Genomic DNA, 24,565 nt, shown 5'->3' with positions numbered 1-24,565 from the left:
ACGCGGACCCGGACCCGGACTCGGATAGAGCGAGCGGCCGCTACCGTGAGACCCCGTCGCGCGACGCCAGCTTCTGCAGGCGCTCGTTGTACGCGTTGAGCTCCGCCTCGCCTGTTCGGTCCGCGTTGCGGTCTCGGCGCTTGGTCTCGCGGTCGTCGCTGCGGCTCCACTGGATGGCCACCACGATCGCCAGGATCACGGTCGGGATCTCGCCGACGCTCCAGGCGATGCCGCCGCCCGTCTGCTGGTCGACGAGCGGGCTGTCTCCCCAGGTGCGGCCCATCGAGCCGAACCAGTCGGCGAGCAGGAGGCCGGTGCTCTGCATGATCGAGAGGCCGAAGAACGCGTGGAACGCCATCGTGCCGAGCAGCAGCAGGAGGCGGAACGGGTACGGCAGGCGGTATTTGACCGGGTCGATGCCGATGAGGGACTGCACGAAGAGATAGCCGGTGATGAGGAAGTGGATGATCATCCACTCGTGGCCGATGTGATCCGTGGTCGCCCAGCGGAACAGCGGCGTGTAATAGAACGCCCAGAGCGACCCGGCGAACAGCACGGCGGCGACCACCGGGTTCGAGATGACGTTGGCGAAACGGGAGTGCACCGCCAGCAGGATCCATTCGCGGCCGCCGCGGGAGCCGTCGGTCCGCTTGCGGATCGAGCGCAGTGCCAGGGTCACGGGCGCGCCAGGCACCAGCAGCAGCGGCACCATCATCGTGAGCACCATGTGGGCGAGCATGTGCGTGGAGAAGAGGTACTTCTCGTACACGTTCACGCCGCCGGAGGTGATGTAGAACAGCAGCACGATGCCGAGGATCCAGAACACCGTGCGGTGGATGGGCCACGCATCGCCGCGCTTGCGCATCCGCCACACGCCGGCGAGGTAGAAGAAGATCGCGAAGCCGCAGGCGAGCACCCAGAGCAGGTCGAAGTTCCACATGGTGAACAGCCGGCCCCAGGTGAGCTCGGGCGGCAGCTTCTCCCCGGTGAGGATCTGGGCGGGCGTCGGCGCAGCTCCGAGCTTCTCGGCGACGGGCGTCGCTGTGCGGGCGAGCGCGGCTGCGACGCCGGACGCGATGCCCATGAACGCGAGCTCGGCCGTCACGATCCACCAGAACGGGCTGCGCTTGCCCCCCGCCTTCAGCTTGCCGATCAGGATGCGCCGCTGCATCACGCCGAAGACGCCGAGCGCTCCGAGGGCGGCCACCTTGACCAGCACCAGGATGCCGTACGGCGTCGCGAGCTGCGCGAGGGTGCCGACGCGGAGCTCGGCGTTCACATAACCGGACGCTGCGACGACGATGAACGCGATCAGCGCGAGCGACGAGTACCGCTCGAGCACGGGCACGAGGCGTCCGCCTTCGAGGCTGCGCCTGGCGACGATCAAGGCCACCAGGCCGCCCAGCCAGATCGCCGCGAACAGGACGTGCAGACCGAACGAGGTGACGGCCGCGTCGTGGCCGGCCGCATCCGCGCTGTGGCCCTGCTGCGCCATCGGGATGATGGATGCGATGGCCAGCGCCGTGACGAAGACGAGCGCCGTGTGATTGCGCACGGCGAAGCAGAGCACCGTGACGGCCGCGGCGATGAGCGTGATGCCCAGCCAGGCCTGACCGATGGAGACGCTGGTGACGAACGAGCTGAGCCCGTTGCTGAACGCCTCGTCGAACGACCACGGCACGTTCGAGACGCTCACGAAGGTGAACAGGCCGGTGGCTGCGCTCGCCACGGTCATGACGGCGGCCGAACCAGCCGCGAAGTCGAGGGACTTGCCGAACTCGTCCTTCTGCGGGCTGAACGCGAAGCAGGCGAGCACCAGGGCGCCGATCGTGCCTGCGGCGCTGAGATTGACGATCAGGGTCGACGCGGGGAGCCCCCAGCGCACGAGAGCCCCAGGATCGGCCAGGAGGGGCGCAGCAGCGCCTCCGCCGAACGCGAGGGCCGCGATCATCGAGATGATCGCGGCGATCAGCAGGACGGCAGGGCCGATGATGCGGGCGATTCGGGGCACCGGACAAGCCTACGTCCCGCCCGCTGAAAGGCCGCACACAGCAGTGGATGCGCGGGCAGCTCGGGCAGCGCGGCCAGCGGCAGGTCACCCGCAGAGACGACGAGGGCGGCGCCGCACTGCGGCACCGCCCTCGATCAAGCCGGTGAGACTACTTGACGGCAGCCTTGAGCTTCGAGCCGGCGGTCAGCTTGACGCGGTGGCCGGCCGGGATGTTGATCTCGGCGCCGGTCTGCGGGTTGCGGCCCGTGCGAGCAGCGGTCTCGGTGCGCTCTGCAGCGAGCCAGCCCGGGATGGTGACCTTGCCACCGTTGGCGACGGTCTCCGCGATGGTGGCGAAGAATGCGTCGAGCACGCCACCGACGGCAGCCTGGCTCTGACCCGACGACGCGGCGACGGCGGCAACGAGCTCGGTCTTGTTCAGCGACTTGTCAGCCATTGAGTGTCCTCCTCGGACCTTGTGCTGGATATACAGCTTCTGTGTGGAACGGTTGAGGCCAAGCCTGGCCGTTACGTTTGGTCGGTTGACCGCCTCGAATGTATCAGAAACCCGCGGAAACACGCGGATTCCCGGCGTTTTTCACAAACTCTGGAGCAGATGAGCAGTCGCGGGGACCCCATACAGGTGCCGGAGGGACGACGAAGGGGTGCCCGGCCGAAGCCGGACACCCCTTCGAGGAGCTGAAAGCGCTGGTTACCAGCTGGACTTGGTGATACCGGGCAGCTCGCCACGGTGCGCCATGTCGCGGAAGCGGACACGCGAGATGCCGAACTTGCTGAGGTTTCCGCGGGGACGGCCGTCGACGGCGTCGCGGTTGCGAACGCGGATCGGCGATGCGTCGCGCGGGATCCTCTGCAGGCCCTGGCGGGCCGCTTCGCGCGACTCGTCGGTGCCGTTGGGGTCGATCAGGGCCTTCTTGAGCTCGAGACGACGTGCCGCATAGCGGTCAACGATCACCTTGCGCTGCTCGTTCTTGGCGATCTTGGACTTCTTAGCCATGTGTTTAGCGCTCCTCTCGGAAGTCGACGTGCTTGCGCACTACGGGGTCGTACTTCTTGAGCACGAGACGGTCAGGGTCGTTGCGGCGGTTCTTCTTGGTCACGTAGGTGTAACCGGTTCCAGCCGTCGAACGAAGCTTGATGATCGGACGAACGTCCTGCTGCTTTGCCATTAGATCTTCTCCCCACGGGCCAGGAGGTCCTTGACCACGGACTCGATGCCACGGGCGTCGATGACCTTGATGCCCTTGGCGCTCAGGGTCAGCGTGACGTTACGGCGAAGCGACGGCACGTAGTACGTCTTCTTCTGAATGTTCGGGTCGAAACGACGCTTGGTGCGTCGGTGCGAGTGCGAGATGTTGTGTCCGAAGCCGGGAACGGCTCCAGTCACCTGGCACACTGCTGCCATTGTCTTTTCTCCAATACCGCGGAGCCGAATGCTCCGCCCAAGGTCACTTGTCGGCACGGTTGACCCCAGGAATCCGAGGATGTTGGGGTTTACGTACGATCTGAGCGGGAGAGGCCCACTCAGCCAAACATCAATACTACGCGACGGATGCGCATCCCGCCAATCGATGGTCAGGCGACGCGCGAGCAGGTGGCGCAGAGGCCGAAGATGTCGACGACGTGCTGGGGTTGCGTGAAGCCGTGGGATGCGGCGGCCGCCTGAGCCCACTGCTCGACGGCGTCCGCCTCGATCTCCACCGTGAGACCGCAGTTGCGGCAGATCAGGTGGTGGTGATGTCCCGTGGTGCACGCGCGATACAGCGCCTCGCCCTCCGGCGACTGCAGCGAGTCCGCTTCGCCCTCCGAGGCGAGGTCGGCGAGCGCGCGGTACACGGTCGCGAGGCCGATCGGGGAGCCCGTCTCGTGCAGGCTCAGGTGGAGCCCCTGCGCGCTGATGAAGCCCTCCGTGGAGGTCAGTGCCTCTCGGACGGCTTCTCGCTGCCAGGTGTTCCGCTTCACGAGCCCAGGCTAGCCGTTCCTGCTCACGAGTCGCCGTGAACCCTGGCGGCCGCCGACGAGGCGGCAGATCACGTAGATGACGAAGGAGATCGTGGTCACGTACGGGCTGATCGGCAGAGCGCTTCCGATGGCGAGCATGATGCCGCCGACCACGGAGACCAGTGCGAAGCCCACGCTGAGCAGCGGAACAGCGAGCGGAGACGACGAGATGCGCATCGCTGCGGCGGCCGGGGTCACCAGCAGCGACAGCACGAGCAGGGCGCCGACGATCTGCACCGACACCGCGACGGCGAGGCCGAGCAGCACCATGAACGCCAGGGCGACGAACCGCACTGGCACCCCGCGGGAGGCGGCGACGTCCGCATCCAGGCTGTCGAAGCTCAAGGGGCGCCAGATGACGAGCAGCCCGATCAGCACGACGGCGCCGATGCCGAGCAGCCAGCCGAGCTGCGGGTCGTCCACCGACACGATCTGCCCGGTGAGCAGCCCGAACTTGTTGGCGCTCCTGCCCGGATACAGCGCGAGGAACAGGATGCCGAGGCCGAGGCCGAACGGCATCAGCACGGCGATGATCGAGTTCCTGTCCCTGGCCTTCGCGCCGAGCAGTCCGATCAGCACGGCGGCGATCAGCGATCCGGCCACCGAACCGACCACCACGTTCGCGCCGAACAGCAGCGCGGCCGCTGCGCCGGCGAACGAGAGCTCGCTGATGCCGTGCACGGCGAACGCCATGTCGCGCTGCATCACGAACACGCCGATCAGGCCGCCGACGACGCCGAGCACGGCGCCCGCGAAGATCGAGTTCTTGACCAGCGCGAGCAGTTCGCCGTAGTTGGCGAAGTCGAACAGCTGCGACCACAGGTCGGTGCTGGATGCGAGGTGCGCGATCATGCCGCAGGCTCCGGATGCGCGGAGTGGCCGTGATGGTGGTGGTCGTGGGTCTCGGCGTCCGGGATGCCGACCACCACGATGCGCCCGCGGCTGCGGATCACGTCGATCGGGGTGCCGTAGAGGTCGGTGAGCACGTCGGAGCGCAGCACATCGTCCGGGGTGCCCTCGCGGAACCGGCCGCCGGCCAGGTAGAGCACCTTGTCGACCATCCCGAGCACCGGATTGACGTCGTGGGTGACGAAGACCACGGCGCTGTCGTGGTCGCGTCTGCGCCTGTCGATCAGTTCGCTGACGCCGCGCTGGTGCTGCAGGTCGAGGGAGAGGAGCGGTTCGTCGCAGAGCAGCAGAGCTGGGTCGCCGGCGAGCGCCTGGGCGACGCGCAGCCGCTGCTGCTCGCCACCGGAGAGACTGCCGACGGGCACGTTCGCGTAGCGGCGCGCGCCGACGGAGTCGATCAGCTGCTCGACCTGGGCCCTGTCGGCCCTGGTGGGGATCGGGAGGCCCCAGCGGTGCCCGCTGACGCCCAGGGCGACCAGGTCGCGGGCGCGCATCGGCGTGCCGGCCGCGATGATCTTCTGCTGCGGGATGTAGCCGATGCGCCGGTCGCCGCGCCGCACGGGATGCCCGTCGAACTCGATCGAGCCGGAGTCGAGCTGCTGCTGGCCGAGGATCGTCTTCAGCAGGCTGGTCTTGCCGGAGCCGTTCGGACCGAGCACGGCGACGAACTCACCGGCGTGCACGTCGAGGTTCAGGCCGCTCCACAGGGTGCGGTCGCCGAAGCCGAGGTTCGCATCCCTCAGCCGCAGCACGACGGGCCGATGGTCGGGGGAGGGGACGCGCTCCAGCGGCTCGACCGCTTCTGCGGTCATTCGCCGAGGGCCTTGGCCACGGCGTCGACGTTGCTCGTCATCCAGCTGATGTAGTCCTTGCCTGCCGGCAGAGTCTCCGTCACGGGGACGACGGGGACGCCTGCGCTCTTCGCTGCGGCCAGGACCTTCTCGGTCTCCGGTCCACTCGTCTGCTCATTGTAGGCAAACACCTTCACGGCGTTGCCGCTGAACAGGTGCAGCATCTCGTTGAGCACGGACGGGGAGACGTCCGTGCCGTTCTCGATCGCCGAGCTGAACGCCTCCGGCGTCTTGTTCACGAGACCGATGGCGTCGAGCAGGTAGAGCGGAACGGGCTCGGTGATTGCGGCGCCCTCTCCCGCGTAATTCTGCTTGAGATCGGCGGTGCGCTGTTCGAGACCGGTCAGGTCGGCGGTGAAGGCTGCGGCGTTCTTGGTGAAGACGGACGCCTGCGACGGATCGGCCGCGGACAGCGCATCCACCAGCTTGCCGGTGAACTTCTGGATGGTGGGGAAGTCGTACCAGACGTGCTCGTTGAGGTCGTCGCCCGCGGTGGCCTTCTTGCCGGAGATGTCGACGACGTTGAGCACGGTGGCCTTGTCGCCCGCCGACTTCCGAAGGGTGTCCATGAAGTCGTCGTACCCTCCGCCGTTCTCGATGATGATGTCGGCCTTGGAGACGGCGAGCTGGTTCTGCGCGCTCGCCTCGAACGAGTGCGGGTCCTGTGCGGGGTTGTCCATGAGCGACGTGACGTCGACCGCGCCTCCCGCGATGGTCTTGGCGATGTCGCCGTAGACGTTGGTGCTGGCGACGACGGAGACCGTGCCGCCTGCGCCGGTGGAGGTGTCGCCTGAGGCGCCTGCCGAGCATCCGGTGAGGGCGAGGGCGGTGACGACGGGGATGGTGAGAAGCGTGGCGATGGTGCGCGACTTCATAGGGGGCCTGTCTAGTTCGGCTGTCTGAGTGATGCGCCGATGACCGGCACTCAAGAACCGTAACGCTTATTGATAATGATTGTCAAAACCATCGGGCGCGTCGGGCGCGACGGGCGTGCTTGCCGTGCCCTTCTCGCTGCCGGAGAGCTCGGCGTCGAGGGTCTCCTGGGCCACGCGCATCGCGTCCGCGAAGCGCGGTTCGGCCATGCGGGTCCAGACCTCGTCCTGCGGCACGTCCTCGACGTGCGCCATCACCCACCAGATGTTGCCGAAGGGGTCGCGGATGCGGCCGCCCCTGTCGCCCCACGCGCTGTCCGCCAGCTCCGTCACGACGCGCGCGCCGGCCGCCACCGCCCGCTCGAACGCCGTATCGGCATCCGGCACGAAAACGCGCAGGAGTGACGGCATCGCCGGCCAGCCAGGCCGCCGGTCGAAGGCGAGCAGCACGGTGTCGCCCACGCGGATCTCGGCGTGGCCGACGCTTCCATCCTCCACGAAGACGCGCGCCAGCTCGACCCCGCCGAACGCCGTCGTCACGAAATCGAGCAGCGCTCCCGTGTCGTCCGTGACGATCCACGGGGCGACGCTGGTGTATCCATCCGACTCAGTCATGCGGCTTCTCCTTCTGTCTCTTCCCACGCTAGGTGGGATAGCGGACAGTTTTCGGCCGCAATCGTCAGTCGAGCAGGAGAGCCGGCTCCTCGATGATCGAGGCGACGTCCGCCAGGAAGCGCGAGGCAACATCCCCGTCGACCACGCGGTGGTCGAACGAGGCGCCCAGTGTGGTGACGAAGCGCGGACGCACCTCGCCGTCCACGACCCACGGCTTCTGCTTGATCGTGCCGAGGGCGACGATGCCGACCTCGCCGGGGTTCAGGATCGGCGTGCCGGTGTCCATCCCGAAAACACCGATGTTGGTGATCGTGATGGTGCCGCCCGCCATGTCCGCCGGGGTGGTCTTGCCGTCGCGCGCCGTGAGGGTGAGCTGTTCGAGCGCCGTGGCGAGTTCGAGCAGCGACATCTCCTGCGCCTCTTTGACGTTCGGCACGATGAGGCCGCGCGGGGTGGCGGCGGCGATGCCGAGGTTCACGTAGTGGCGCACGATGATCTCCTCGTCGGTCCACGACGAGTTCACGGTGGGGTTGCGGCGCACGGCCCAGATGATCGCCTTGGCCATGATCAGCAGCGGGGAGACCTTCACGCCGATGAAGTCGGGGGAGTTCTTGAGGCGCTTGACGAACTCCATGGTGCGGGTCGCATCCACGTCGACGAACAGGCTCACGTGCGGGGCGCTGAACGCGCTCGACACCATGGCGTTCGCGATGGTCTTGCGCACGCCCTTGACCGGGATGCGGTCCTCACGGTCGTTCGGCCACTCCGGCGTCTGGATGTTGCGGAACACGCTCGCCTGCGTCGCCTCGCGCAGCACGTCCTCGCGGGTGACCTCGCCGATGGGGCCGGTCGGCGTCACCAGGGTGAGGTCGACGCCGAGGTCCTTCGCCAGCTTCCGGATGGGCGGCTTGGCGATCACGGGGACGTTCGGCATCACGTGCGCCTCGCTGTGCACCGTGAGCGGAGCGGCGGGGGCCGCTGGGCCGGCAGCGGCCGGGGTCGCCTGAGCGACGGGCACTGTGGCGGGCGCGCTCTGGGCAGCGGCCGGCGCGGCCGCAGCGGGAGTCGCAGCTGTGGCAGGGGCGGCAGCAGTGGATGCACCACTCGCCACCACCGGAATCGCCGACGTCCCCGGGTGGGTCACCCTCCGGCGACGGCTGGCGCCGTGTCCTGCCGCACCGTAGCCGACCAGCACGGCTCCCGGCTTCTCGGCGGGCGCATCCACTTCGTGGGACACGCTCGCGGCCGCGTCCGCCTCGGCTTCCTCGACCTCGCTCGGCGGCTCCGGCTGCTCCTGCTGCTGCCCTGCGCCGCTGTCACTGGACACCGTGATGATCGGCGTTCCGACATCCACTGTCTGTCCCTCGGACACGAGCAGTTCGCCGACGACGCCCTCGAACGGCGACGGCAGCTCCACGAGCGACTTCGCCGTCTCGATCTCGACGATGACCTGGTTGACCGCCACCGTGTCGCCTGGCGCGACCTTCCACGCGACGATCTCGGCCTCGGTGAGACCCTCGCCGACATCGGGAAGAAGGAACTTCGATTCGCTCATGTGCGACTTCTTTCGGTAAGCGGGATCGGGGACGAGACGGCGCGCGACGGCGGCCGGCTCAGTACGCGAGGGCCCTGTCGACCGCTTCGAGGATGCGGTCGGCGTCTGGGAGGTAGATGTCTTCGAGCTTCGCGGGAGGGAACGGGGTGTCGAACCCCGCGACGCGGAGCACGGGCGACTCGAGCGAGTAGAAGGCCTTCTCGGTCACCGTCGCGGCGATCTCGGAGGCGACGCTGACGTTTCCGGGTGCCTCCTGGGCGACGATGAGCCTGCCGGTCTTGCGCACCGACTCGACGATGGGCGTGTAGTCGACGGGGGAGATGGAGCGCACGTCGATGACCTCGACGCTGCGGCCCTCCTCGGCGGCGAGCTCAGCGGCGCGCAGCGCGACGCTGACCATGCCGGCCCAGGCGACGACCGTCGCGTCCGTGCCGGTGCGTACCACGCGGCTGGCGTGCAGCGGCGTCGTGTTCTCCAGCAGGTCGACCTCGCCCTTGGGCCAGTAGCGGCTCATCGGCTCGAAGAAGAGCACGGGGTCGTCGGACTGGATGGCCTCCTGGATCATCCAGTACGCGTCGTGCGGGGTGGACGGCGCGACAACACGCAGGCCGGCGGTGTGCGCGAAGTACGCCTCCGGTGCTTCCTGGTGGTGCTCGACGGCACCGATGTGGCCTCCGTGCGGCACCCGGATGACGATCGGCATCGAGATCCTGCCGTCGTGCCGGTTGGTGAGCTTGGCCAGCTGCGTGGTGATCTGGTCGAAGCCGGGGAAGATGAACCCGTTGAACTGGATCTCGACCACGGGCCGGTAGCCGCGCATCGCGAGGCCGATGGCCGTACCGACGATCCCCGCCTCTGCGAGGGGGGTGTCGATGACGCGCTGCGCGCCGAACTCCTTCTGCAGGCCCTCTGTCACCCTGAAGACGCCACCCAGCGGGCCGACGTCCTCACCGAGGATGAGCACGCGGTCGTTGTCGGCGAGCGCCTTGCGGAGGCCGGCATTGAGGGCCTTCACCATCGGCAGCGACTGGATGCGCGGCTCCGGCTCTGAGGGCACCGCAGGCGCGGCAGGCGCGGCAGCCTCTGCGACAGGGGCGCTCTCTGCGCCGGCGTTCTGCTCCGCATCCGGCTCGTCCGAGCCGTCCGCATCCGCATCCGCCGCAGCAGCGGCCTCGGGATGCACGTCCGCCGCCTCCTGCGCGTCGATCCGCGTCGGGGTCGGGGCAGCGTCCTCGATCGTGAACTCGCGCGACCACTCCTGCTCCGCGACGTGCTCCTCGAGCACGATCGAGCCCGGCTCGCTCTCCACGATCTCGACGACGTCGATGGCCTGGGTGTCCTCGCCGGCCGATCGGTCAGCGTACTCGTAGTCCGCGCTCTCGTGCTCCGGCGCATCCACCAGCTCGGCCTCGACGATCTCGCCGTCTGTATCTGTCGCGGGCGCTTCGCTTCTCACGTCGCTCATGCGTCACCTCCGAACGATGCTTCGTAATCGGTGAGCCACTGCTTCTGCTCGTCCATGAGCGGATGCGGCTCACTGTAGACGTTGTCGAACATCGACGCGATGGGCGGTGCCTCGAGTTCGAGCGTGCGCTTGCGGACGTCGGCGGCCAGGTCGGCCCCCTCCTCGTCCGCGCTGTCGAAGAACGCCTGTCCGACGCCCTGCTGCTCCAGGAACGTGCGGAAGCGCAGGATCGGGTCGCGCTCGCCCCAGTACGCCGTCTCTTCGTCCGTGCGGTACTTGGTGGGGTCGTCGCTGGACGTGTGGGCGCCCATCCGGTATGTGAGCGCTTCGATCATGCTCGGGCCTTCGCCGTTGCGGGCGTCGTCGAGGTGCTTGGCGGTGACCGCGTACGACGCGAGCACGTCGTTGCCGTCGATCTGCACGCCGGGGATGCCGAACCCGCTGGAGCGCAGATACAGCGGCGAGCGCGACTGCGTCGTGACCGGCACGGAGATGGCCCACTGGTTGTTCTGCAGGAAGAAGACCTGCGGGGTCTGGTAGCTGGCGGCGAAGACGAACGCCTCGCTCACGTCGCCCTGGCTGGTGGCGCCGTCTCCGAAGTAGACGATCGCGGCCTCATCCGTGTCCGGGTTGCCCGTGCCCACCTTGCCGTCGAACGTGATGCCCATGGCGTAACCGGTGGCGTGCAGCGTGTGCGAGCCGATCACCAGCGTGTAGAGGTGGAAGTTCTGCACGGCAGGGTCCGTCGGGTCCCAGCCGCCGTGCGTCGTGCCGCGCAGGAGTCCCATGATGCCGACGGGGTCGATGCCGCGGATCATGCCGACCACGTGCTCGCGGTAGGACGGGAAGAGGTGGTCCTGCGGGCGGGCGGCGTGAGCGGAGCCCACCTGCGCGCCCTCCTGGCCCATGCTCGGCACCCAGAGGCCGAGCTGGCCCTGACGCTGCAGGTTCGCGGCTTCGTGGTCGAAGGCGCGCACCTTCACCATGTCGCGGTACAGCCGCCGGTAGTCGTCCTCGTCGAGTCGCTCGAGGTACGGCAGGTATTCCGCTGCGAGTTCGCTCGGCTGGAAACGGCCGTCTGCTGTCAGCAGCTGGACCGTGTTCGCCGGGCGCGGGGTATCGTTCGTGGCAACCACCTGTCTAACCTAACCGCTTGGCGGGGTGCCCATTTGGTAGGTTCCGCACAATATCCGCGGTCACCTCAAGGAGTTTGTCCACAGACTCCTGCTCTCCGACACTGATCCGGATGCCCTCGGGAGCGAACGCGCGCACGGTCAGGCCCGCGTCGAAGAACGCGTCGTTGGCTTCGGCGGTCTGCTCACCCGTGGCCAGCCAGACGAAGTTGCCCTGCGCCTCCGGTACCACCCATCCCTGTGCGATCAGGGCATCGCGGAGCTGGTCGCGCCGCATGGCGATGCGGGCGACGCGCTCCATCAGCTCGTCCTCCGCGTCGATCGAGGCGAGCGCAGCGACGCGGGCGGCGTCTGTCACCGACAGCGGGATGGCCGCGGAACGCGCCGCGTCGAGGACGTGCCCCGGCCCGACCGCGTAGCCGATCCGCAGCGCGGCGAGACCGTAAGCCTTTGAGAAGGTGCGCAGCACCACGAGGTTGGGGTAGCGGCCGAGCAGCGGGATGCCGTCGACGGAGGCGTCGTCAGTGACGAACTCGTAGTACGCCTCGTCGAGAAGGACGAGCAGGTCGGCAGGCACGGACGCCATGAACCGCTCGAAGTCGGCGGCGGTCACGATCGTGCCGGTCGGGTTGTTCGGGGTGCAGACGATGACGGCGCGGGTACGGTCCGTGATGGCCGCGGCGAGCGCATCCAGGTCGTGGCTGCCGTCCGCGCGGTTGGGGACCTGCACGCTGGTCGCACCGGCGACCGTGACCAGGCCGGGGTACGCCTCGAACGAGCGCCAGGAGTACACGACCTCGTCGCCGACTCCCGCCGCGGCGGAGATGAGCTGCGCGAGCAGCGAGACGGAGCCGTTGCCCAGGTGCACCTGGTCCACGTCGACGCCGTGGCGGTCGGCGAGACGCTGCCGCAGGTCGGCGCCGCCCGCGTTCGGGTAGCGGTTGAGGTCGCTGAGGACCGCGCCGACCGCATCCACCACAGAGGGGAGAGGAGGGAACGGGTTCTCGTTGCTGGACAGCTTGAAGCCGTCTGCGGGAGCGGCCCGCCCCTGCTTGTATGCGGGAACAGCGACGATCTCGGGGCGCAGCCTCACGCCACGGGTGTGTTCGGTACTCACGCCCCTAACTTACCCGCGGCCGCATACCGCGGCGGGAATTCTCCTGCGACCCCTCGCCGCGGAGGGGCCCCACCTGGGAACATGGACGCATGAGATTCCTCGTACGACTCATCATCAACGCTCTCGCGCTCTGGCTCACGACGCTGATCGTGTCCGGCGTCACCGTCCGCCCTTATGCGGAGGGCGAGTTGCCGACGATCCTCACCTACCTGCTGATCGCGCTGATCTTCGGCGTCGTCAACGCCATCGTCGGCACGGCCATCCGGATCGTCGCGTTCCCCCTCTATATCCTCACGCTTGGGCTCATCTCGTTCATCGTGAACGGCCTGCTCCTGCTGCTGGTGGCGTGGATCAGCGGCCTGATGGGCTTCGGCCTCTACATCGCCGGATTCTGGTGGGGCGTGCTCGGCGCGCTGGTACTGGCGATCATCGCCTGGCTGATGGGGCTCATCCTCCGTCCGCTCACGCGACGCTGACAGCGTGGATGCGGGAGAATAGGACAGACCCCACCACGCAAGGAGACCCATGACCGCGCTGCCTCCCCAGCCGCTGAGCCCACTCGACGGCCGTTACCGCTCGGCGGTGCTCGGTCTCGGCGACCACCTGTCGGAGGCCGGCCTGAACCGGGCACGTGTGCAGGTCGAGGTCGAATGGCTCATCTATCTGACGAGCCACCGGATGTTCGGGTCCACGCCGCTCACCGAGCAGCAGGTGCGTTCGCTGCGCGCGCTGGTCGACGAGTTCGGCCAGCCGGAGATCGACAGGCTCGCCGAGCTGGAGGCCACGACCAAGCACGACGTCAAGGCGGTCGAATACCTGGTGCGGGAGCGCCTGCACGCTCTCGGCCTCGACAGCATCGCCGAGCTCACCCACTTCGCGGCGACGAGCGAGGACATCAACAATCTGTCGTACGCGCTCACGGTCAGCAGCGCCGTCAACGAGGTGTGGCTGCCGAAGTTCCGCGCCGTCATCGCCGAGCTGCGCGCGCAGGCGATCGAGTACCGCGACGACGCGATGCTGGCCCGCACCCACGGCCAGCCGGCGACGCCGACGACGATGGGCAAGGAGCTCGCCGTCTTCGTCTACCGCCTGGAGCGCATCCAGAAGCAGATCGAGCACAACGACTACCTCGGCAAGTTCAGCGGGGCGACCGGCACCTTCGCCGCGCACGTCGTGGCGGACGCGGAGGCGGACTGGCCGCGCATCTCGCGCGAGTTCGTCACCAGCCTGGGGCTCGACTGGAACCCGCTGACCACGCAGATCGAGTCGCACGACTGGCAGGCCGAGCTGTACGGCAAGGTGTCGCACGCCAACCGGGTGTTGCACAACCTGGCCACGGACATCTGGACGTACATCTCGCTCGGCTACTTCCGGCAGACACCTGAGCCTGGCGCGACCGGCTCGTCGACCATGCCGCACAAGGTCAACCCGATCCGCTTCGAGAACGCGGAGGCGAACCTGGAGCTGAGCTCCGCCGTGCTCGACTCGCTCGCCGCCACGCTGGTGACCAGCCGCCTGCAGCGCGACCTCACGGACTCGACGACGCAGCGCAACATCGGCGTCGGTCTCGGCCACTCGCTGCTCGCCCTGGACAACATCCAGCGCGGCCTGAGTCAGATCGCGCTCGACCGCGACCTGTTGGCCGCCGACCTCGACGCCAACTGGGAGATCCTCGGCGAAGCGATCCAGACGGTGATCCGCGCGGAGGTCTCCGCCGGTCGCTCGCAGATCACCGACCCGTACGCGCTGCTCAAGGAGCTGACCCGCGGCAAGCGCGTCGACCACGCAGCGCTGGCGGAGTTCGTCAACGGCCTCGACATCGGCCAGGCCGCCAAGAACCGCCTCCTCGCCCTCACCCCCCAGACATACACGGGCCTCGCGTCCGCCCTCGTCGACCACCTCTGAAACCATCGAGTCCGAAGTTGTTCATGCGACGCGCCGGGCGCGGGCGTGAACAACTTCGGACTCGATTTTAAGCGGGGCCGGGGGAGGGTTAGTGGCCGGACGGCTTGTCGGTGGGGGACTCGCCGTTCTGCTCCTCGAGGTCGTGGACCTCGGCGGCATTGGGCTTGAACGCGAGCGCGAACAGGGCCATCAGCACCAGGGCGACGATGAACGCGATACCGAAGCTCACCCCGGCGAGCAGGAACTCGCGGGTCGCGATCAGCACGATGAGGCCGACGAACACGGCGAGCGCCGCCGAGATGCCGAGCAGCTCGGTCGGCAGGAAACGGTCTTTGCGGCTCGGCTGGAGCTTGGAACGGGAGTCAGTGGTCACGCCAGGGTCTTTCTTGTCGCGCTTGGTCACGATCCGCTCCCCGTGCTCTGCTCAGCGGCAACGGCTCGGGATGCGCTCCGCAGCGACACCGCGCCGATCCCCTGGAACACGCCAACGATCACGGCCCACGCGCCGAACAGGCCGATCGAGAGCAGGGCGTCGGACGGGATGAGGAGGAAGGCGACGGCGAGCACAGCGGTCAGCGCACCGGTGATGAGCCAGTCGCGAGCGGCCGCATCCCGCCCTCTGTTGCGGATGCCGCTGTAGAGCTCGAGGAAGCCGGTGAGCGCCGCCCACACGGTCACGAGGTAGAGGTAGAGGCCGAGTCCGCTGTTCATCAGCGCGAGCGCGAGCGCGCCGGCGACGACGCCGATGGCGCCCTGCACGATGAACAGGGTGCGCGTGGTGCCGCGGAGCCCGGAGGTCGCGGTGAGGACCGACGTCGCGAGGCCGTCCACGATGGCGAACACGCCGAAGACGATCAGTCCGAACTCGGCGGTGTGCGCATCCCGCGTGAACGTGATGACGGCGGTGGCTGCCAGTGCGACGACGGCACGGACGGCGGGGACGACCCAGTACCGGTTGGACTTCGGTGCAGGAACTGCGGGTGCCACTCGGCGACCTCTCTCGTACGGGTTTCCCCGCTAGTTTAGTCGCGGTGCGCCTGCGCGTTTGCCGCGTGCGCGGCTGCCGGGTCGGTATGCTCGCCCTGTCTCCTGTCCTCGCACCACCAGACGAAGGGGTCCGGATGCGGATCGGTTTCGGGATCGTCCGCGCGGCGATGGCTCTGCTGACGATCGTGGCGATCATCGCCCAGTTCGCGACGAGTGTGAACTTCATCTCCGGCAAGGGCGGCAATATCGCCGGCTACGTTGTGAACTTCTTCAGCTTCTTCACGATCGACTCGAACGTGGGCTACGTGGTGGTGCTCGCGATCGGCGCGTATCTGCTGTTCGCACGCACAGGAGACGACCCGGAGTGGTTCACGGCTCTCCGGGCGGTGATCACGACGTACATGGTGACCACGGGCGTCGTCTACAACCTGCTGCTGCGCAACATCCCGTTGCCGCAGGGGCAGACCGTCGAGTGGTCCAACGAGGTGCTGCACGTCGTCGGTCCTTCGTATCTGCTGCTCGATTGGCTGTTCGCTCCCGGCCGCGCTCCGCTCCGCCGCCGGGTGCTCTGGTGGGTGGTCGGCTTCCCGATCGTCTGGGCGATCTACACCCTCATCCGCGCCCCGTTCGGCGCCGACCCCGTGACGGGCAAGCAGCCCTGGTACCCGTATCCGTTCCTCAACCCGCAGATGTCGCCCAACGGCTACCTCTCCGTGGCGTTCTACGTGCTGCTGATCGCCGCGGTCATCCTGTGCGTCGGCTATGGCGTGGTGTGGGTGTCCAGGCGCTGGCGCGGCGGACGGCCGCTGCCCGCTGACGGCGACTAGGCGTTACGCCCGCGCCATCCTGTCGACGCTGTTCGACCAGAAGACCACTCCGGCCACGGCGGTCAGCGCGAGCAGGAACGCCCCGGTCGGGGTGATCGTGTCGGCGATCCTGTGCTGAGCGCACAGTGCGGAGACGATGCCGGCCGCGAGCCCGCTCACGGACACCACGGCGAACGAGTACGAGATGACACGGGATGCGCCTTCGAGCAGCATCCCGCGCACGATCAGTGCGACTGCGGCGATCAGCCAGGTCGCGCCGAGCGGGAACGAGATCAGCAGGGCGAGCTCGTCGCGCAGCAGCAGGCCGGGAACGAGGTAGAGCAGGCTCGCCGCCGTGATCATCGCGACGCCGAGCCCGACGAAGGCGCCGAGCCTGGCGCGCTCCGACCGGAAGCCCTGGATCGTGGCGATCAGCGACGGCCAGGTGAGCGCGAACGAGAACGCCACGACGGCCAGCGCGACAGCGCCGGCGCCCTGGACGAGCGGAAGCAGGTTGACGTTCATGGATCCATTCAACGCCGTTCCTGGATGCGTTCGCATCATTCCGGAGAATGACAAACGGGGTGACGGACGGCTCAGCCGGCGTGCCCGTCGACGAATCGCGATGCGGCGATGTCGATGAGATCCGCATCCCGGATCAGCGCGGGGATCGAGGGGTCGTCCGGCAGCTCGATCGCGGTGGCCAGTCGGATGTCCTGCGACGACGCGCCCACCTCGATCCGGAACTCGCCGCCTTCGCGCCGCCAGAGGCCGCGCTTTCCATCCGGTCGCTCCGCGGCGGAATCCCAGTATGCGAAGTCACGGTTCTCGAGCTCGAAGTCGACCCGCACGGACGCGCCGGGCTCGATCCTCACCTTCTCGAAGCCGCGCAGCTCGCGCACCGGCCGCTGCACCTCCGCATCCGGATCGCCGACGTAGAGCTGCACGATCTCGTCGCCCGCACGGTCGCCGTCGTTGACGATCGTGCAGGACACGCGCACCCGCCCGGTGTCGGCGTCGATCACCGCGAGGTCGAGGTCGCGATAGCTGAACGTCGTGTACGACAGGCCGTGCCCGAACGGGTAGCGCACGGCGCGGTGGAGCGCGTCGTACCAGCGGTAGCCGATGAACACACCCTCTCCGTAGAGCACTGTTCCCCGCTCGCCGAGCCAGTTCGGGAAGCCGGGGGTGTCCTCGACCGCGAGCGGGAAGGTCTCGGCGAGCTTGCCTGATGGGTTCGTGCGCCCGAAGAGCACGTCCGCGACCGCGTGCCCTGTGCCCTGGCCGCTCAGCCAAGCCTCCACGATCGCGTCGACCCTGTCGTGCCACGGGTCCATCGACACCGGGGAGCCGTTGGAGAGCACCACCGTGATGGATGCGCCCGTCCGCTCGCGCACGTCGGCGAGCCCGGCGAGCAGCGCGAGCTGGTCTGCGGGCAGGGCGAGCGAGTCCCTGTCGTTCGCCTCCTGCTCGTAGGAGAGCGGGAGGCCGGCGAACACCACGATCGACTCCGCCTGCTCCGCGACCGCGACGGCCTCGGCGATCAGCCGCTCAGCCGTCTCGGAGAGCGGCCCCCTGCCGGCGTGCTGGACGGCCTCGGCGAGCTGCAGCTCCTTGGCCAGCGTCGCCGAGCGCCTGGCGACCTTCGGCTTGTCCTCGTCATGGCTGACTCCGTGGGCGGCCAGGATCGCGAGGTTGTCGTCCTGGTACGCGTTCTTGGTCGCGTACACGTAGCCGGGAGCGGAGACGACGCGCTGTCCGGCGATGTTCCGCATCGCCTCCAGCGGCACGTCGATCCTGGTCGGATCGACCCCGGACGAGCCGCCGCCCTGGATGCGCGCGTGCTCGGCGAACGCCCCGATCACCGCGATGGTGCCGCCCGTCTCCGAGAGCGGCAGGGTGGGCGCGGCCGAGCCGGGAGCGTTCTCGTTGCGCAGTAGGGTGATGCATCCGGCAGCGGCCTCCCTGGCCAGCGCATGATGCTCGTCGGCCCGCAGGACGGTGAGCTGCTCCGGCGTGAGCCGGTCGCCGGCGCTGTGGCCGAGGGACATCACGGGTCCGTCGACCAGCCCGGCGCCCGGGTATGCGCGTGCGACCAGGGTCAGCACGCGGCGGGCGGCCGCGTCGACGACGGACTCCGCGAGCGAGCCGTCGCGGACCGCCGCGACCACCTCGGCGTCCGTCTGTCCGCCGGTTCCCGGCATCTCGAGGTCGAGTCCCGCCCGCAACGCGGCGACGCGGTCATGCACGGCGTTCCAGTCGGAGACGACAGCGCCCTGGTAGCCCCAGTCGTCGCGCAGCACCTCCGTGAGCAGCCAGCGGTTCTGCGACGCGTGCACGCCGAACAGCCGGTTGTACGAGCACATGACCGTCCACGGCTCCGCGCGGCGGACGACGCGCTCGAACGCGGACAGGTAGGTCTCGCGCAGCGCGCGCTCGTCCGCGACGACCGAGATCCTGGTCCGCTCGATCTCCTGGTTGTTCGCGGCGAAGTGCTTGAGCGATGTGCCGACGCCGGTCGACTGCACGCCGTCGACGTATGCGGCTCCCAGCTCGCCGGAGTGCAGCGGGTCTTCGGAGAAGTACTCGAAGTTGCGTCCGCACAGCGGCGAGCGCTTCATGTTGACGCCGGGCCCGAGCACGACCTGCACCCCCTCAGCCCTGGCCTCCTCGCCGATCGCGGCGCCCACCCTGCGCATCAGGTCCCTGTCCCAGGATGCGCCCATCGCCGAGGCCGTCGGGAAACCGGTCGCAGGCACCCAGACCATGTCGACGCCGGTCTCCTTGCGCAGGCCGTGCGGTCCGTCGCCGACCTCGATGGCCGGCACGGCGGCCGGAAGCCCCGGCCGGTCGATGGTCTGCGTGAACCAGTCGTCGACGCCGGAGAGCATCGACGCCTTCTCTTCCAGGGTCAGCGCGGCGAGGACCTGGTCGACATCGAACGGGGGGACGTGCATTGGGGGAACCTTCCGGGAGGGTGACGGCGGCGAGGGGCAGGGGTGAGGCGCTGGCATCAGCGCGCGGCGGTCAGCGCGCGGTCTGCAGGAGCGCGGCGGCGCTGCGGTCCACCAGGAACCGCGGGGAGGCGCACTGGGTGAGCACGGTGGCCGGCCACTCCGGCTCGTAGGCGTCCGCCGCGGCGAGCCTGCGCACGGTCGGCTGCTTGTGCTCGCCGGTGACCACCATGATCACCGAGCGGGAGAGCTCGCGGATGGTCGAGATGCCCACGGTGACCCCGTAGCGAGGGGCCTCGTCGAGGCTGCCCAGCGTCGGGAAGGTGTCGAGGTTGTCGCGGCGGGTGTCGTCGCCGAGAGCGACGACGCGCGTGACCGTGTCCGCCGCTGCTCCGACCGGGTTGAGGGCGACGTGGCCGTCCGATGCGCCTGAGGCCAGGAGGAAGAGGTCGATCCCGCCCGCCTCTGCCAGCCTCCTGTCGTACGCACCGTCCTGGTCGCGGGGGTCGGGGTGCCAGAGGTTCTGCTCCGGGATGCGGTGCTCCGGCCGCGCACCCGCGTTCAGCCTGCCGAGGATGTCGCGTTCGCCGTAGCCGACGCAACTGTGCGCGAGAGCCGGGTCGACCGCCCGGAACTCCTCGCCTGCCAGCTCTCCGCCCGCCTGCTCCACGTACTCGTCCATCAGGGCGATGACCACGGTGCTGAGGTCGAGATCGCGCTCGGCGACGATGACAGCGAGCTGCTCATAGGTGGTCAGCGGGCTGCGCCCGGTCGGGCAGCCGAGCACGAACGTGCGGCCCTCCGCGTTCGCGGCCACGATCGCGTCGGCGATCTGCTCGGCGGCCGCACGGCCGACGTCGTCGGGGGTGTCGAGGATTTCGGGCGCGATGCGCATGGAGACTCCTTGTCTGGGGAACGGATCAGGCTGAGCGGGAACCGCTCACTCCTTGATCGCGCCGTTGAGCACGCCGCTGATGAAGTGGCGCTGGAAGAACACGTAGAGGATGAGCACGGGGACGGCGACGATCAGCGACCCGGCGGCCAGCAGGTTCACGTCGAGGGTGTTCTTCCCCTGGAAGACGCCGAGCGCCAGGGTGGCCGGCTGGATGGCCGGGTCGGCGATGAAGACCAGGGAGAGGAAGAAGTCGTTCCAGGTCCACATGAACGACAGCAGGGCGAGGGTGAGCACGGCCGGTCTGGCGATCGGCATCAGCACCTGCCACAGGACGCGCCACGACCGCGCGCCGTCCATCTCGGCCGCCTCGATCAGCGACGGAGGCACGGCGCGGAAGGTCGCCCGCATCCAGAATGCGCCGAAGGGGACGCCCATCCCGATCTGGATGATGATGAGGCCGAGCCACGAGTTGGTGAGGCCCATCGACTGGAACGTGTAGTAGAGCGGGATGATGAAGACCTCGGCCGAGATCATCAGGCCGAACAGCACCAGGGGGAAGATCACCTTCTGGCCAGCCACCCCGAGCACGCCGAAAGCGAAGCCGGAGAGCACGGCGAGCACGGTCTGGCCGACCACGGCGCCGATGGTGATGACGGCGGAGGCCAGCATCGCGGAGCCGAAGCCCCCGGCGTTCCAGGCGGTCACGAAGTTGCCGAACTGTGGATGCAGGAGGTCGAGCTGACCGCTCCGCGACGGGCTGAGAGCGGTGAACAGGAACCAGACGACGGGGAAGAGGACGAAGACGGAAACCGCGATGAGGACGGTGTGGTTGAGCACGCGCTCGGAGCGGGAGATCATGCGTTCTTCTCCTCGGAGAGTCGGGTGATGACGAGGGCGACCAGGAGGCAGACGACCGCGATGATGATGCCGATCGCGGCGGCCATCCCGACGTCGGGGTTCAGGAAGGCCTTGCGGTAGAGCAGGAGCGCCGGGGTCGTGGTCGACGTGCCTGGCCCGCCCTGCGTTGTCACCCAGACCAGGTCGAACGCGCGCAACGCCCCGGTGACGGTGAGCGTCAGCGCGACAGCGACCTGTCCCTTCAGGCTCGGAAGCGTGATCGAGAAGAACTCGCGGATCGGTCCTGCCCCGTCGATGCGGGCCTGTTCGTAGAGCTCGCCTGGGATGGCGGCGACACCGGCGACGAAGAGGACCATGCAGAGGCCCATCGCCGTCCAGGTGCCGATCACGCCGAGGGCGGGGAGCGCCCAGGTGAAGTCGCCCAGCCAGTTCTTGGCCAGGTCGCCGAGACCGACGGCGCGCAGGGCGGAGTTGAGCGGGCCGTCCGGGCCGTAGATGCGCTTCCAGATCACGGCGACGACCACGCTGGTGAGCACCTGCGGAAGGAAGAGCAGCCAGCGGTAGACGCCGCTGCCCGTCGTCTTCCCTCGTCCGAGCAGAGCAGCGGAGATCAGGCCGAGCGCGATCGGGATGAGCGAGAAGAACACCACGAGCACCAGCACGTGCCCCAGCGACTCCAGCAGCTCAGGGTCGGTGAAGAACGACACGTAGTTGCTGAACCCCACCCAGCGGGCCGCGCTGACCCCATCCCAGCTGTAGAGCGAGTAGTTCACGCTCTGCAGGATGGGGACGAGCACGACGAAGCCGTAGAACAGCAGCGCCGGCGCAGCGAACGCCAGGCCGAGCCACCTGCGGCGGCGCGCGAGGGGAGACAGCCTGCGCTTCCTCGTGGAAGCGCTGCGTGGGGGACGCGGCGCCGCCGGTGCAGCGGCGGGGGTCTCCTGCCGCTGCACCAGATCGGACGAGGTCATCGGCTCAGCCCTTCGCCCGCTGGGCCTGGAAGGCGTCGTAGTCCTTCTGTCCTGCCTCGCCGAGCTGCTGCGGCGTGACCTGGCCGGCGAAGAGCTGCTGGAGCTGGCCGCCGATCGTGTCGAGCATCGTCGGGGTCGACCAGTCGAAGTAGGGCACGTAGCCGTTGCCCTTGTCGAGCGCCTGCTGCGCGGTGATCTCACTGGCGAGCTCCGGGTTGCCGCTCGGGATGCTCAGGTCGGAGTGCAGCAGCGGAAGGAACCCGTGGTCCACCGCCTCCTGAGCGGCCGTCTTGCTGGCCATGAAGTCCAGGAACGCTGCGGCAGCATCCGGGTTCTTCGACTTCGACGAGATGGCCAGGTTGGCAGCGGATGCTCCGGTGCCGACCACCTTGTCGCCTTCCACCTGCGGAAGCTGAACGTAGCCGAAGGTCTGCTTCTGCGCTTCGGAGAACGCCAGAGAGCCGGTGTACTCGAACCGGAAGGCCGCCTTGCCGGTCAGGAAGTCGTTCTGCGCATCCGCGTACTGGATGCCGGGGTAGTTCGGCGTGAACCAGCCGTCGTCCGCCCACTTCTTCACGTCCGTCGCCGCGTCGACGATCCCGGTGTCCGTGATCGGCACGTTGCCGCTGGAGTAGACGAAGTCGCCGATCTTGTCTGCGGGGGCGTAGAGGTTCTGCGTGGCGAACAGGATCGACGTCGCCGACCCCTTGTCCTGGGAGCCGAACGCGATCGGCGTCTTGCCTGCCGCCTTGATCGCCGCGGCGTCCTTCTCGAACTCGGCGAGCGTGGTCGGCACCGGCAGGCCGAGCTGGTCGAGCATGGTCTTGTTGTAGTAGAGCCCGATCAGGGAGGAGCGCGCTGCGGGGGTGGCGAACAGCGAGCCCGTACCCATCTGCTTTCCGTCCGGGGTGAACTCGAGCTGGCGGGAGATGGTGTCAGGGATCTCCTTGTCCCAGCCGTACAGCTTCGAGTACGCGTCGAGGTTCAGGATGCGGCCACCCTTGGCCAGCGTGCCCATCGACTGCCAGCCGTTGTTGACCAGTGCGATGTCCGGGCCGTTCGCGTCTGCGAGGCGCAGGTTGAGCGTGTTCATCACCTGGCCCCAGTCCTGGGTGGTGCGCTTGATGGTGATGTTCGGGTGCTGCTTCTCGAAGTCCTTGACGACGGCGTCCATCCACTTGCCTTCGTCGTTCTGCCAGAAGTCGAGGATCTTGATGGTGACGTCCTTGCCCGACACGTCTTTCGAGACGGGACGGGAGGAGTCCGCCGCCGTGGATCCGCCCGGTGCGCAGCCCGCCAGGCCCAAGGCCAATCCGGCAGCTACAGCAATCGCTCCAGCGAGGTGCCGCTTCTTCATGCGAGTCTCCTTTAACTCGTCGCCCTGTCGTTCACGCCGATATGCAGCGCGGGAGCAACGCTATTCTTAACCAGCTCAGTTAGTCCACTTGGGGACGAAATAACAACCATTCCGGCTACTGGTCCGGTAAACCCTGGCCGCCGTTCCGTGGCAGGCTGGCTCATTCGAGGCATCAACACTCCAACACCTCACCTGACAGCCCCCTGAACGGGCCCGATGGAACCGGACCAGTCCGCGATCTGGTTGTTAATCGCCCACGAACTGGCATAACTGGGCTGCGTGTGATTAGCGTGGAGGCGCCGCCGACGTTGGTGGACCACACCACGAGACCGACTGCGAGGGAAGAAAACTGATGAGCCGAGTGGTCGGGGTGGACATCGGGGGAACGAAGACGCACATCGTCGTCGCTCCCTCCGACTCGCGCGCGGAGACCGCATCCGAGCTGCGCGACATCGTGGTGCCGTCCGCCTCTTGGCGCGGTGGCCTCGGCGATGTCGAGGCCGACGCCACCGGGCTGCGCGCCCTCCTGGTCGAGCACATCGGCCAGGATGCACTGAGCTCGCCGCTCGCCGTCGGCGCGCACGGCTGCGAGAACACGGCCCAGTGCCACGAGCTGGAGCGTGCCATGCGCGCCAGGTTCAGCGGCCCCGTCGCCGTCATGAACGACTCAGAGCTCATCCCCCAGGCGATGGACCAGGAACGCGCGATCGGCGTCGTGGTCGGCACAGGCGCCATCGCCACCGCCAGGGATGCTGACGGCGAGCTGGTCAGCGCCGGCGGCTGGGGCTGGCTCCTCGGCGACGAGGGAAGCGCGGCCGGGCTCGTCCGCGACGCGACGAGGGCCGTGCTCCGCAATCTGGATCGGGGCGGGTCGTTCGATCAGCTCGGCAGGCGGCTGCTCGCCTCTTTCGCCGCGAGCGACGGCGACGGGCTCGCATTGGCCGTCACGAACGCCGCGTCCGCTGAGGAGTGGGGCAGGCACGCGCCAGAGGTCTTCGCCGCGGCCGACGATGGTTCCGTCATCGCCGACGAGGTCATCGGCGACGCGGGTGAACAGCTCGCCTGGCTGGTCCATCAGCTCCTCGAACGCGGAATCCCCGCGGACGGCGTCGTGGCGGGCGGTTCGGTCATCCAGCGTCAGCCGCGACTACAGGATGCGTTCGGTGCCGCACTCCAGAAAGACCACCCTGGACTAGCACTCACCATCCTCGACAGACCCCCTGTGCTCGGAGCCGTCGCGGTGGCTCGCCGGATCGCACAGGACCAGAACGTCAACACCATCCAGATCGGAGACAAGTAGCAG

26 protein-coding genes are annotated in these 24,565 nt (G+C 68.3%); 4 read left to right on the top strand and 22 right to left on the bottom strand.

The genetic code is table 11. The features are described from left to right. Positions 1-40: 40 nt before the first annotated feature. The 14 genes from ASE16_RS15995 to ASE16_RS15930 form a co-directional block, all read right to left on the bottom strand. The gene (locus ASE16_RS15995; protein WP_200949696.1) at positions 41-1,951 is read right to left on the bottom strand and encodes a cytochrome c oxidase assembly protein; all 1,911 of its coding nucleotides are present in this window, start codon (positions 1,949-1,951) and stop codon (positions 41-43) included. Between the two features lie 208 nt (positions 1,952-2,159). Then, positions 2,160-2,447 (bottom strand): HU family DNA-binding protein, encoded by a 288-nt coding sequence (locus ASE16_RS15990; protein ID WP_055897324.1) that lies wholly within the window; start codon positions 2,445-2,447, stop codon positions 2,160-2,162. 255 nt (positions 2,448-2,702) lie between these two features. Then, positions 2,703-3,008: a 30S ribosomal protein S14 gene (gene rpsN / locus ASE16_RS15985; protein ID WP_055897321.1), complete on the bottom strand. Its 306-nt coding sequence runs from the start codon at positions 3,006-3,008 to the stop codon at positions 2,703-2,705. A gap of 4 nt (positions 3,009-3,012) precedes the next feature. Further along, positions 3,013-3,180 (bottom strand): 50S ribosomal protein L33, encoded by a 168-nt coding sequence (gene rpmG, locus ASE16_RS15980; RefSeq protein WP_027692168.1) that lies wholly within the window; start codon positions 3,178-3,180, stop codon positions 3,013-3,015. Beyond that, the gene (gene rpmB, locus ASE16_RS15975) at positions 3,180-3,416 is read right to left on the bottom strand and encodes a 50S ribosomal protein L28 (RefSeq protein WP_018188988.1); all 237 of its coding nucleotides are present in this window, start codon (positions 3,414-3,416) and stop codon (positions 3,180-3,182) included. The genes rpmG and rpmB overlap by 1 nt, the downstream gene beginning before the upstream one ends. Before the next feature lie 170 nt (positions 3,417-3,586). Beyond that, positions 3,587-3,973, bottom strand: coding sequence for a Fur family transcriptional regulator (locus ASE16_RS15970; RefSeq protein WP_055897318.1), 387 nt, complete (start codon positions 3,971-3,973; stop codon positions 3,587-3,589). Positions 3,974-3,982: 9 nt separating this feature from the next. Continuing rightward, on the bottom strand, positions 3,983-4,864 hold the full coding sequence (locus ASE16_RS15965; protein WP_055897315.1) for a metal ABC transporter permease: 882 nt from the start codon (positions 4,862-4,864) through the stop codon (positions 3,983-3,985). Continuing rightward, positions 4,861-5,733 carry a metal ABC transporter ATP-binding protein gene (locus ASE16_RS15960; RefSeq protein WP_055897312.1) on the bottom strand — a complete coding sequence of 291 codons (873 nt, stop codon included), beginning with the start codon at positions 5,731-5,733 and terminating at the stop codon, positions 4,861-4,863. The genes ASE16_RS15965 and ASE16_RS15960 overlap by 4 nt, the downstream gene beginning before the upstream one ends. Continuing rightward, positions 5,730-6,647, bottom strand: a complete 918-nt coding sequence (locus ASE16_RS15955; protein ID WP_055897309.1) for a metal ABC transporter solute-binding protein, Zn/Mn family — start codon at positions 6,645-6,647, stop codon at positions 5,730-5,732. Before ASE16_RS15955 ends, ASE16_RS15960 begins: the two co-directional genes overlap by 4 nt. A 66-nt stretch (positions 6,648-6,713) precedes the next feature. Then, on the bottom strand, positions 6,714-7,259 hold the full coding sequence (locus tag ASE16_RS15950; protein WP_055897306.1) for a VOC family protein: 546 nt from the start codon (positions 7,257-7,259) through the stop codon (positions 6,714-6,716). 64 nt (positions 7,260-7,323) lie between these two features. Then, positions 7,324-8,814: a dihydrolipoamide acetyltransferase family protein gene (locus tag ASE16_RS15945; protein WP_055897303.1), complete on the bottom strand. Its 1,491-nt coding sequence runs from the start codon at positions 8,812-8,814 to the stop codon at positions 7,324-7,326. A 58-nt stretch (positions 8,815-8,872) separates the two neighbouring features. Next, entirely contained in the window at positions 8,873-9,832 is a 960-nt protein-coding gene (locus ASE16_RS15940; RefSeq protein WP_055898881.1) for an alpha-ketoacid dehydrogenase subunit beta, read from the bottom strand. Between the two features lie 443 nt (positions 9,833-10,275). Then, positions 10,276-11,415, bottom strand: coding sequence for a pyruvate dehydrogenase (acetyl-transferring) E1 component subunit alpha (gene pdhA / locus ASE16_RS15935; protein ID WP_055897300.1), 1,140 nt, complete (start codon positions 11,413-11,415; stop codon positions 10,276-10,278). 4 nt (positions 11,416-11,419) lie between these two features. Then, entirely contained in the window at positions 11,420-12,529 is a 1,110-nt protein-coding gene (locus tag ASE16_RS15930) for a pyridoxal phosphate-dependent aminotransferase (RefSeq protein WP_235500537.1), read from the bottom strand. 89 nt (positions 12,530-12,618) lie between these two features. Between ASE16_RS15930 and ASE16_RS15925 the strand changes: the two genes are divergently transcribed. Beyond that, positions 12,619-13,005 (top strand): phage holin family protein, encoded by a 387-nt coding sequence (locus ASE16_RS15925; RefSeq protein WP_055897295.1) that lies wholly within the window; start codon positions 12,619-12,621, stop codon positions 13,003-13,005. 49 nt (positions 13,006-13,054) lie between these two features. Next, positions 13,055-14,434, top strand: a complete 1,380-nt coding sequence (purB, locus tag ASE16_RS15920; RefSeq protein ID WP_055897292.1) for an adenylosuccinate lyase — start codon at positions 13,055-13,057, stop codon at positions 14,432-14,434. Positions 14,435-14,522: 88 nt separating this feature from the next. On the opposite strand, the gene ASE16_RS15915 is transcribed toward purB, so the two are convergent. Together ASE16_RS15915 and ASE16_RS15910 are read right to left on the bottom strand one after the other, a co-directional pair. Then, positions 14,523-14,837, bottom strand: coding sequence for a hypothetical protein (locus ASE16_RS15915; protein ID WP_235500536.1), 315 nt, complete (start codon positions 14,835-14,837; stop codon positions 14,523-14,525). Then, entirely contained in the window at positions 14,834-15,421 is a 588-nt protein-coding gene (locus tag ASE16_RS15910; RefSeq protein ID WP_055897288.1) for an HdeD family acid-resistance protein, read from the bottom strand. Before ASE16_RS15910 ends, ASE16_RS15915 begins: the two co-directional genes overlap by 4 nt. 134 nt (positions 15,422-15,555) lie before the next feature. Between ASE16_RS15910 and ASE16_RS15905 the strand changes: the two genes are divergently transcribed. After that, complete coding sequence (locus tag ASE16_RS15905) at positions 15,556-16,248, top strand: Pr6Pr family membrane protein (protein ID WP_055897286.1); 693 nt, start codon at positions 15,556-15,558, stop codon at positions 16,246-16,248. Between the two features lie 3 nt (positions 16,249-16,251). Here the strand turns inward: ASE16_RS15905 and ASE16_RS15900 are convergent, their stop codons facing one another. The 6 genes from ASE16_RS15900 to ASE16_RS15875 all read right to left on the bottom strand — a co-directional run bounded on the left by ASE16_RS15900 (position 16,252) and on the right by ASE16_RS15875 (position 23,262). Then, positions 16,252-16,752 (bottom strand): hypothetical protein, encoded by a 501-nt coding sequence (locus tag ASE16_RS15900; RefSeq protein ID WP_055897281.1) that lies wholly within the window; start codon positions 16,750-16,752, stop codon positions 16,252-16,254. Positions 16,753-16,823: 71 nt separating this feature from the next. Further along, the gene (locus ASE16_RS15895; RefSeq protein WP_055897278.1) at positions 16,824-19,184 is read right to left on the bottom strand and encodes a beta-glucosidase family protein; all 2,361 of its coding nucleotides are present in this window, start codon (positions 19,182-19,184) and stop codon (positions 16,824-16,826) included. A gap of 70 nt (positions 19,185-19,254) precedes the next feature. Next, entirely contained in the window at positions 19,255-20,076 is an 822-nt protein-coding gene (locus tag ASE16_RS15890; RefSeq protein ID WP_055897274.1) for a 6-phosphogluconolactonase, read from the bottom strand. Between the two features lie 45 nt (positions 20,077-20,121). Further along, positions 20,122-20,934, bottom strand: coding sequence for a carbohydrate ABC transporter permease (locus ASE16_RS15885; protein WP_055897271.1), 813 nt, complete (start codon positions 20,932-20,934; stop codon positions 20,122-20,124). Continuing rightward, on the bottom strand, positions 20,931-21,905 hold the full coding sequence (locus ASE16_RS15880) for a carbohydrate ABC transporter permease (RefSeq protein ID WP_082581518.1): 975 nt from the start codon (positions 21,903-21,905) through the stop codon (positions 20,931-20,933). Before ASE16_RS15880 ends, ASE16_RS15885 begins: the two co-directional genes overlap by 4 nt. Before the next feature lie 4 nt (positions 21,906-21,909). After that, entirely contained in the window at positions 21,910-23,262 is a 1,353-nt protein-coding gene (locus ASE16_RS15875; protein WP_082581517.1) for an ABC transporter substrate-binding protein, read from the bottom strand. A 352-nt stretch (positions 23,263-23,614) separates the two neighbouring features. Between ASE16_RS15875 and ASE16_RS15870 the strand changes: the two genes are divergently transcribed. Continuing rightward, on the top strand, positions 23,615-24,562 hold the full coding sequence (locus tag ASE16_RS15870) for an N-acetylglucosamine kinase (protein ID WP_082581516.1): 948 nt from the start codon (positions 23,615-23,617) through the stop codon (positions 24,560-24,562). Positions 24,563-24,565 lie beyond the last annotated feature (3 nt).

Source organism: Leifsonia sp. Root227 (assembly GCF_001428745.1).
Lineage (GTDB): Bacteria > Actinomycetota > Actinomycetes > Actinomycetales > Microbacteriaceae > Leifsonia.
This window is presented reverse-complemented; position numbering and strand designations above follow the sequence as displayed.

Coding starts and splice junctions, on each gene's coding strand:
- ASE16_RS15995 (WP_200949696.1), bottom strand. CDS start 1,951: ATGATCGCGGCCCTCGCGTTCGGCGGAGGCGCTGCTGCGCCCCTCCTG.
- ASE16_RS15990 (WP_055897324.1), bottom strand. CDS start 2,447: ATGGCTGACAAGTCGCTGAACAAGACCGAGCTCGTTGCCGCCGTCGCC.
- rpsN (WP_055897321.1), bottom strand. CDS start 3,008: ATGGCTAAGAAGTCCAAGATCGCCAAGAACGAGCAGCGCAAGGTGATC.
- rpmG (WP_027692168.1), bottom strand. CDS start 3,180: ATGGCAAAGCAGCAGGACGTTCGTCCGATCATCAAGCTTCGTTCGACG.
- rpmB (WP_018188988.1), bottom strand. CDS start 3,416: ATGGCAGCAGTGTGCCAGGTGACTGGAGCCGTTCCCGGCTTCGGACAC.
- ASE16_RS15965 (WP_055897315.1), bottom strand. CDS start 4,864: ATGATCGCGCACCTCGCATCCAGCACCGACCTGTGGTCGCAGCTGTTC.
- ASE16_RS15960 (WP_055897312.1), bottom strand. CDS start 5,733: ATGACCGCAGAAGCGGTCGAGCCGCTGGAGCGCGTCCCCTCCCCCGAC.
- ASE16_RS15955 (WP_055897309.1), bottom strand. CDS start 6,647: ATGAAGTCGCGCACCATCGCCACGCTTCTCACCATCCCCGTCGTCACC.
- ASE16_RS15950 (WP_055897306.1), bottom strand. CDS start 7,259: ATGACTGAGTCGGATGGATACACCAGCGTCGCCCCGTGGATCGTCACG.
- ASE16_RS15945 (WP_055897303.1), bottom strand. CDS start 8,814: ATGAGCGAATCGAAGTTCCTTCTTCCCGATGTCGGCGAGGGTCTCACC.
- ASE16_RS15940 (WP_055898881.1), bottom strand. CDS start 9,832: ATGGTGAAGGCCCTCAATGCCGGCCTCCGCAAGGCGCTCGCCGACAAC.
- ASE16_RS15925 (WP_055897295.1), top strand. CDS start 12,619: ATGAGATTCCTCGTACGACTCATCATCAACGCTCTCGCGCTCTGGCTC.
- purB (WP_055897292.1), top strand. CDS start 13,055: ATGACCGCGCTGCCTCCCCAGCCGCTGAGCCCACTCGACGGCCGTTAC.
- ASE16_RS15905 (WP_055897286.1), top strand. CDS start 15,556: ATGCGGATCGGTTTCGGGATCGTCCGCGCGGCGATGGCTCTGCTGACG.
- ASE16_RS15900 (WP_055897281.1), bottom strand. CDS start 16,752: ATGAACGTCAACCTGCTTCCGCTCGTCCAGGGCGCCGGCGCTGTCGCG.
- ASE16_RS15895 (WP_055897278.1), bottom strand. CDS start 19,184: ATGCACGTCCCCCCGTTCGATGTCGACCAGGTCCTCGCCGCGCTGACC.
- ASE16_RS15890 (WP_055897274.1), bottom strand. CDS start 20,076: ATGCGCATCGCGCCCGAAATCCTCGACACCCCCGACGACGTCGGCCGT.
- ASE16_RS15885 (WP_055897271.1), bottom strand. CDS start 20,934: ATGATCTCCCGCTCCGAGCGCGTGCTCAACCACACCGTCCTCATCGCG.
- ASE16_RS15880 (WP_082581518.1), bottom strand. CDS start 21,905: ATGACCTCGTCCGATCTGGTGCAGCGGCAGGAGACCCCCGCCGCTGCA.
- ASE16_RS15875 (WP_082581517.1), bottom strand. CDS start 23,262: ATGAAGAAGCGGCACCTCGCTGGAGCGATTGCTGTAGCTGCCGGATTG.
- ASE16_RS15870 (WP_082581516.1), top strand. CDS start 23,615: ATGAGCCGAGTGGTCGGGGTGGACATCGGGGGAACGAAGACGCACATC.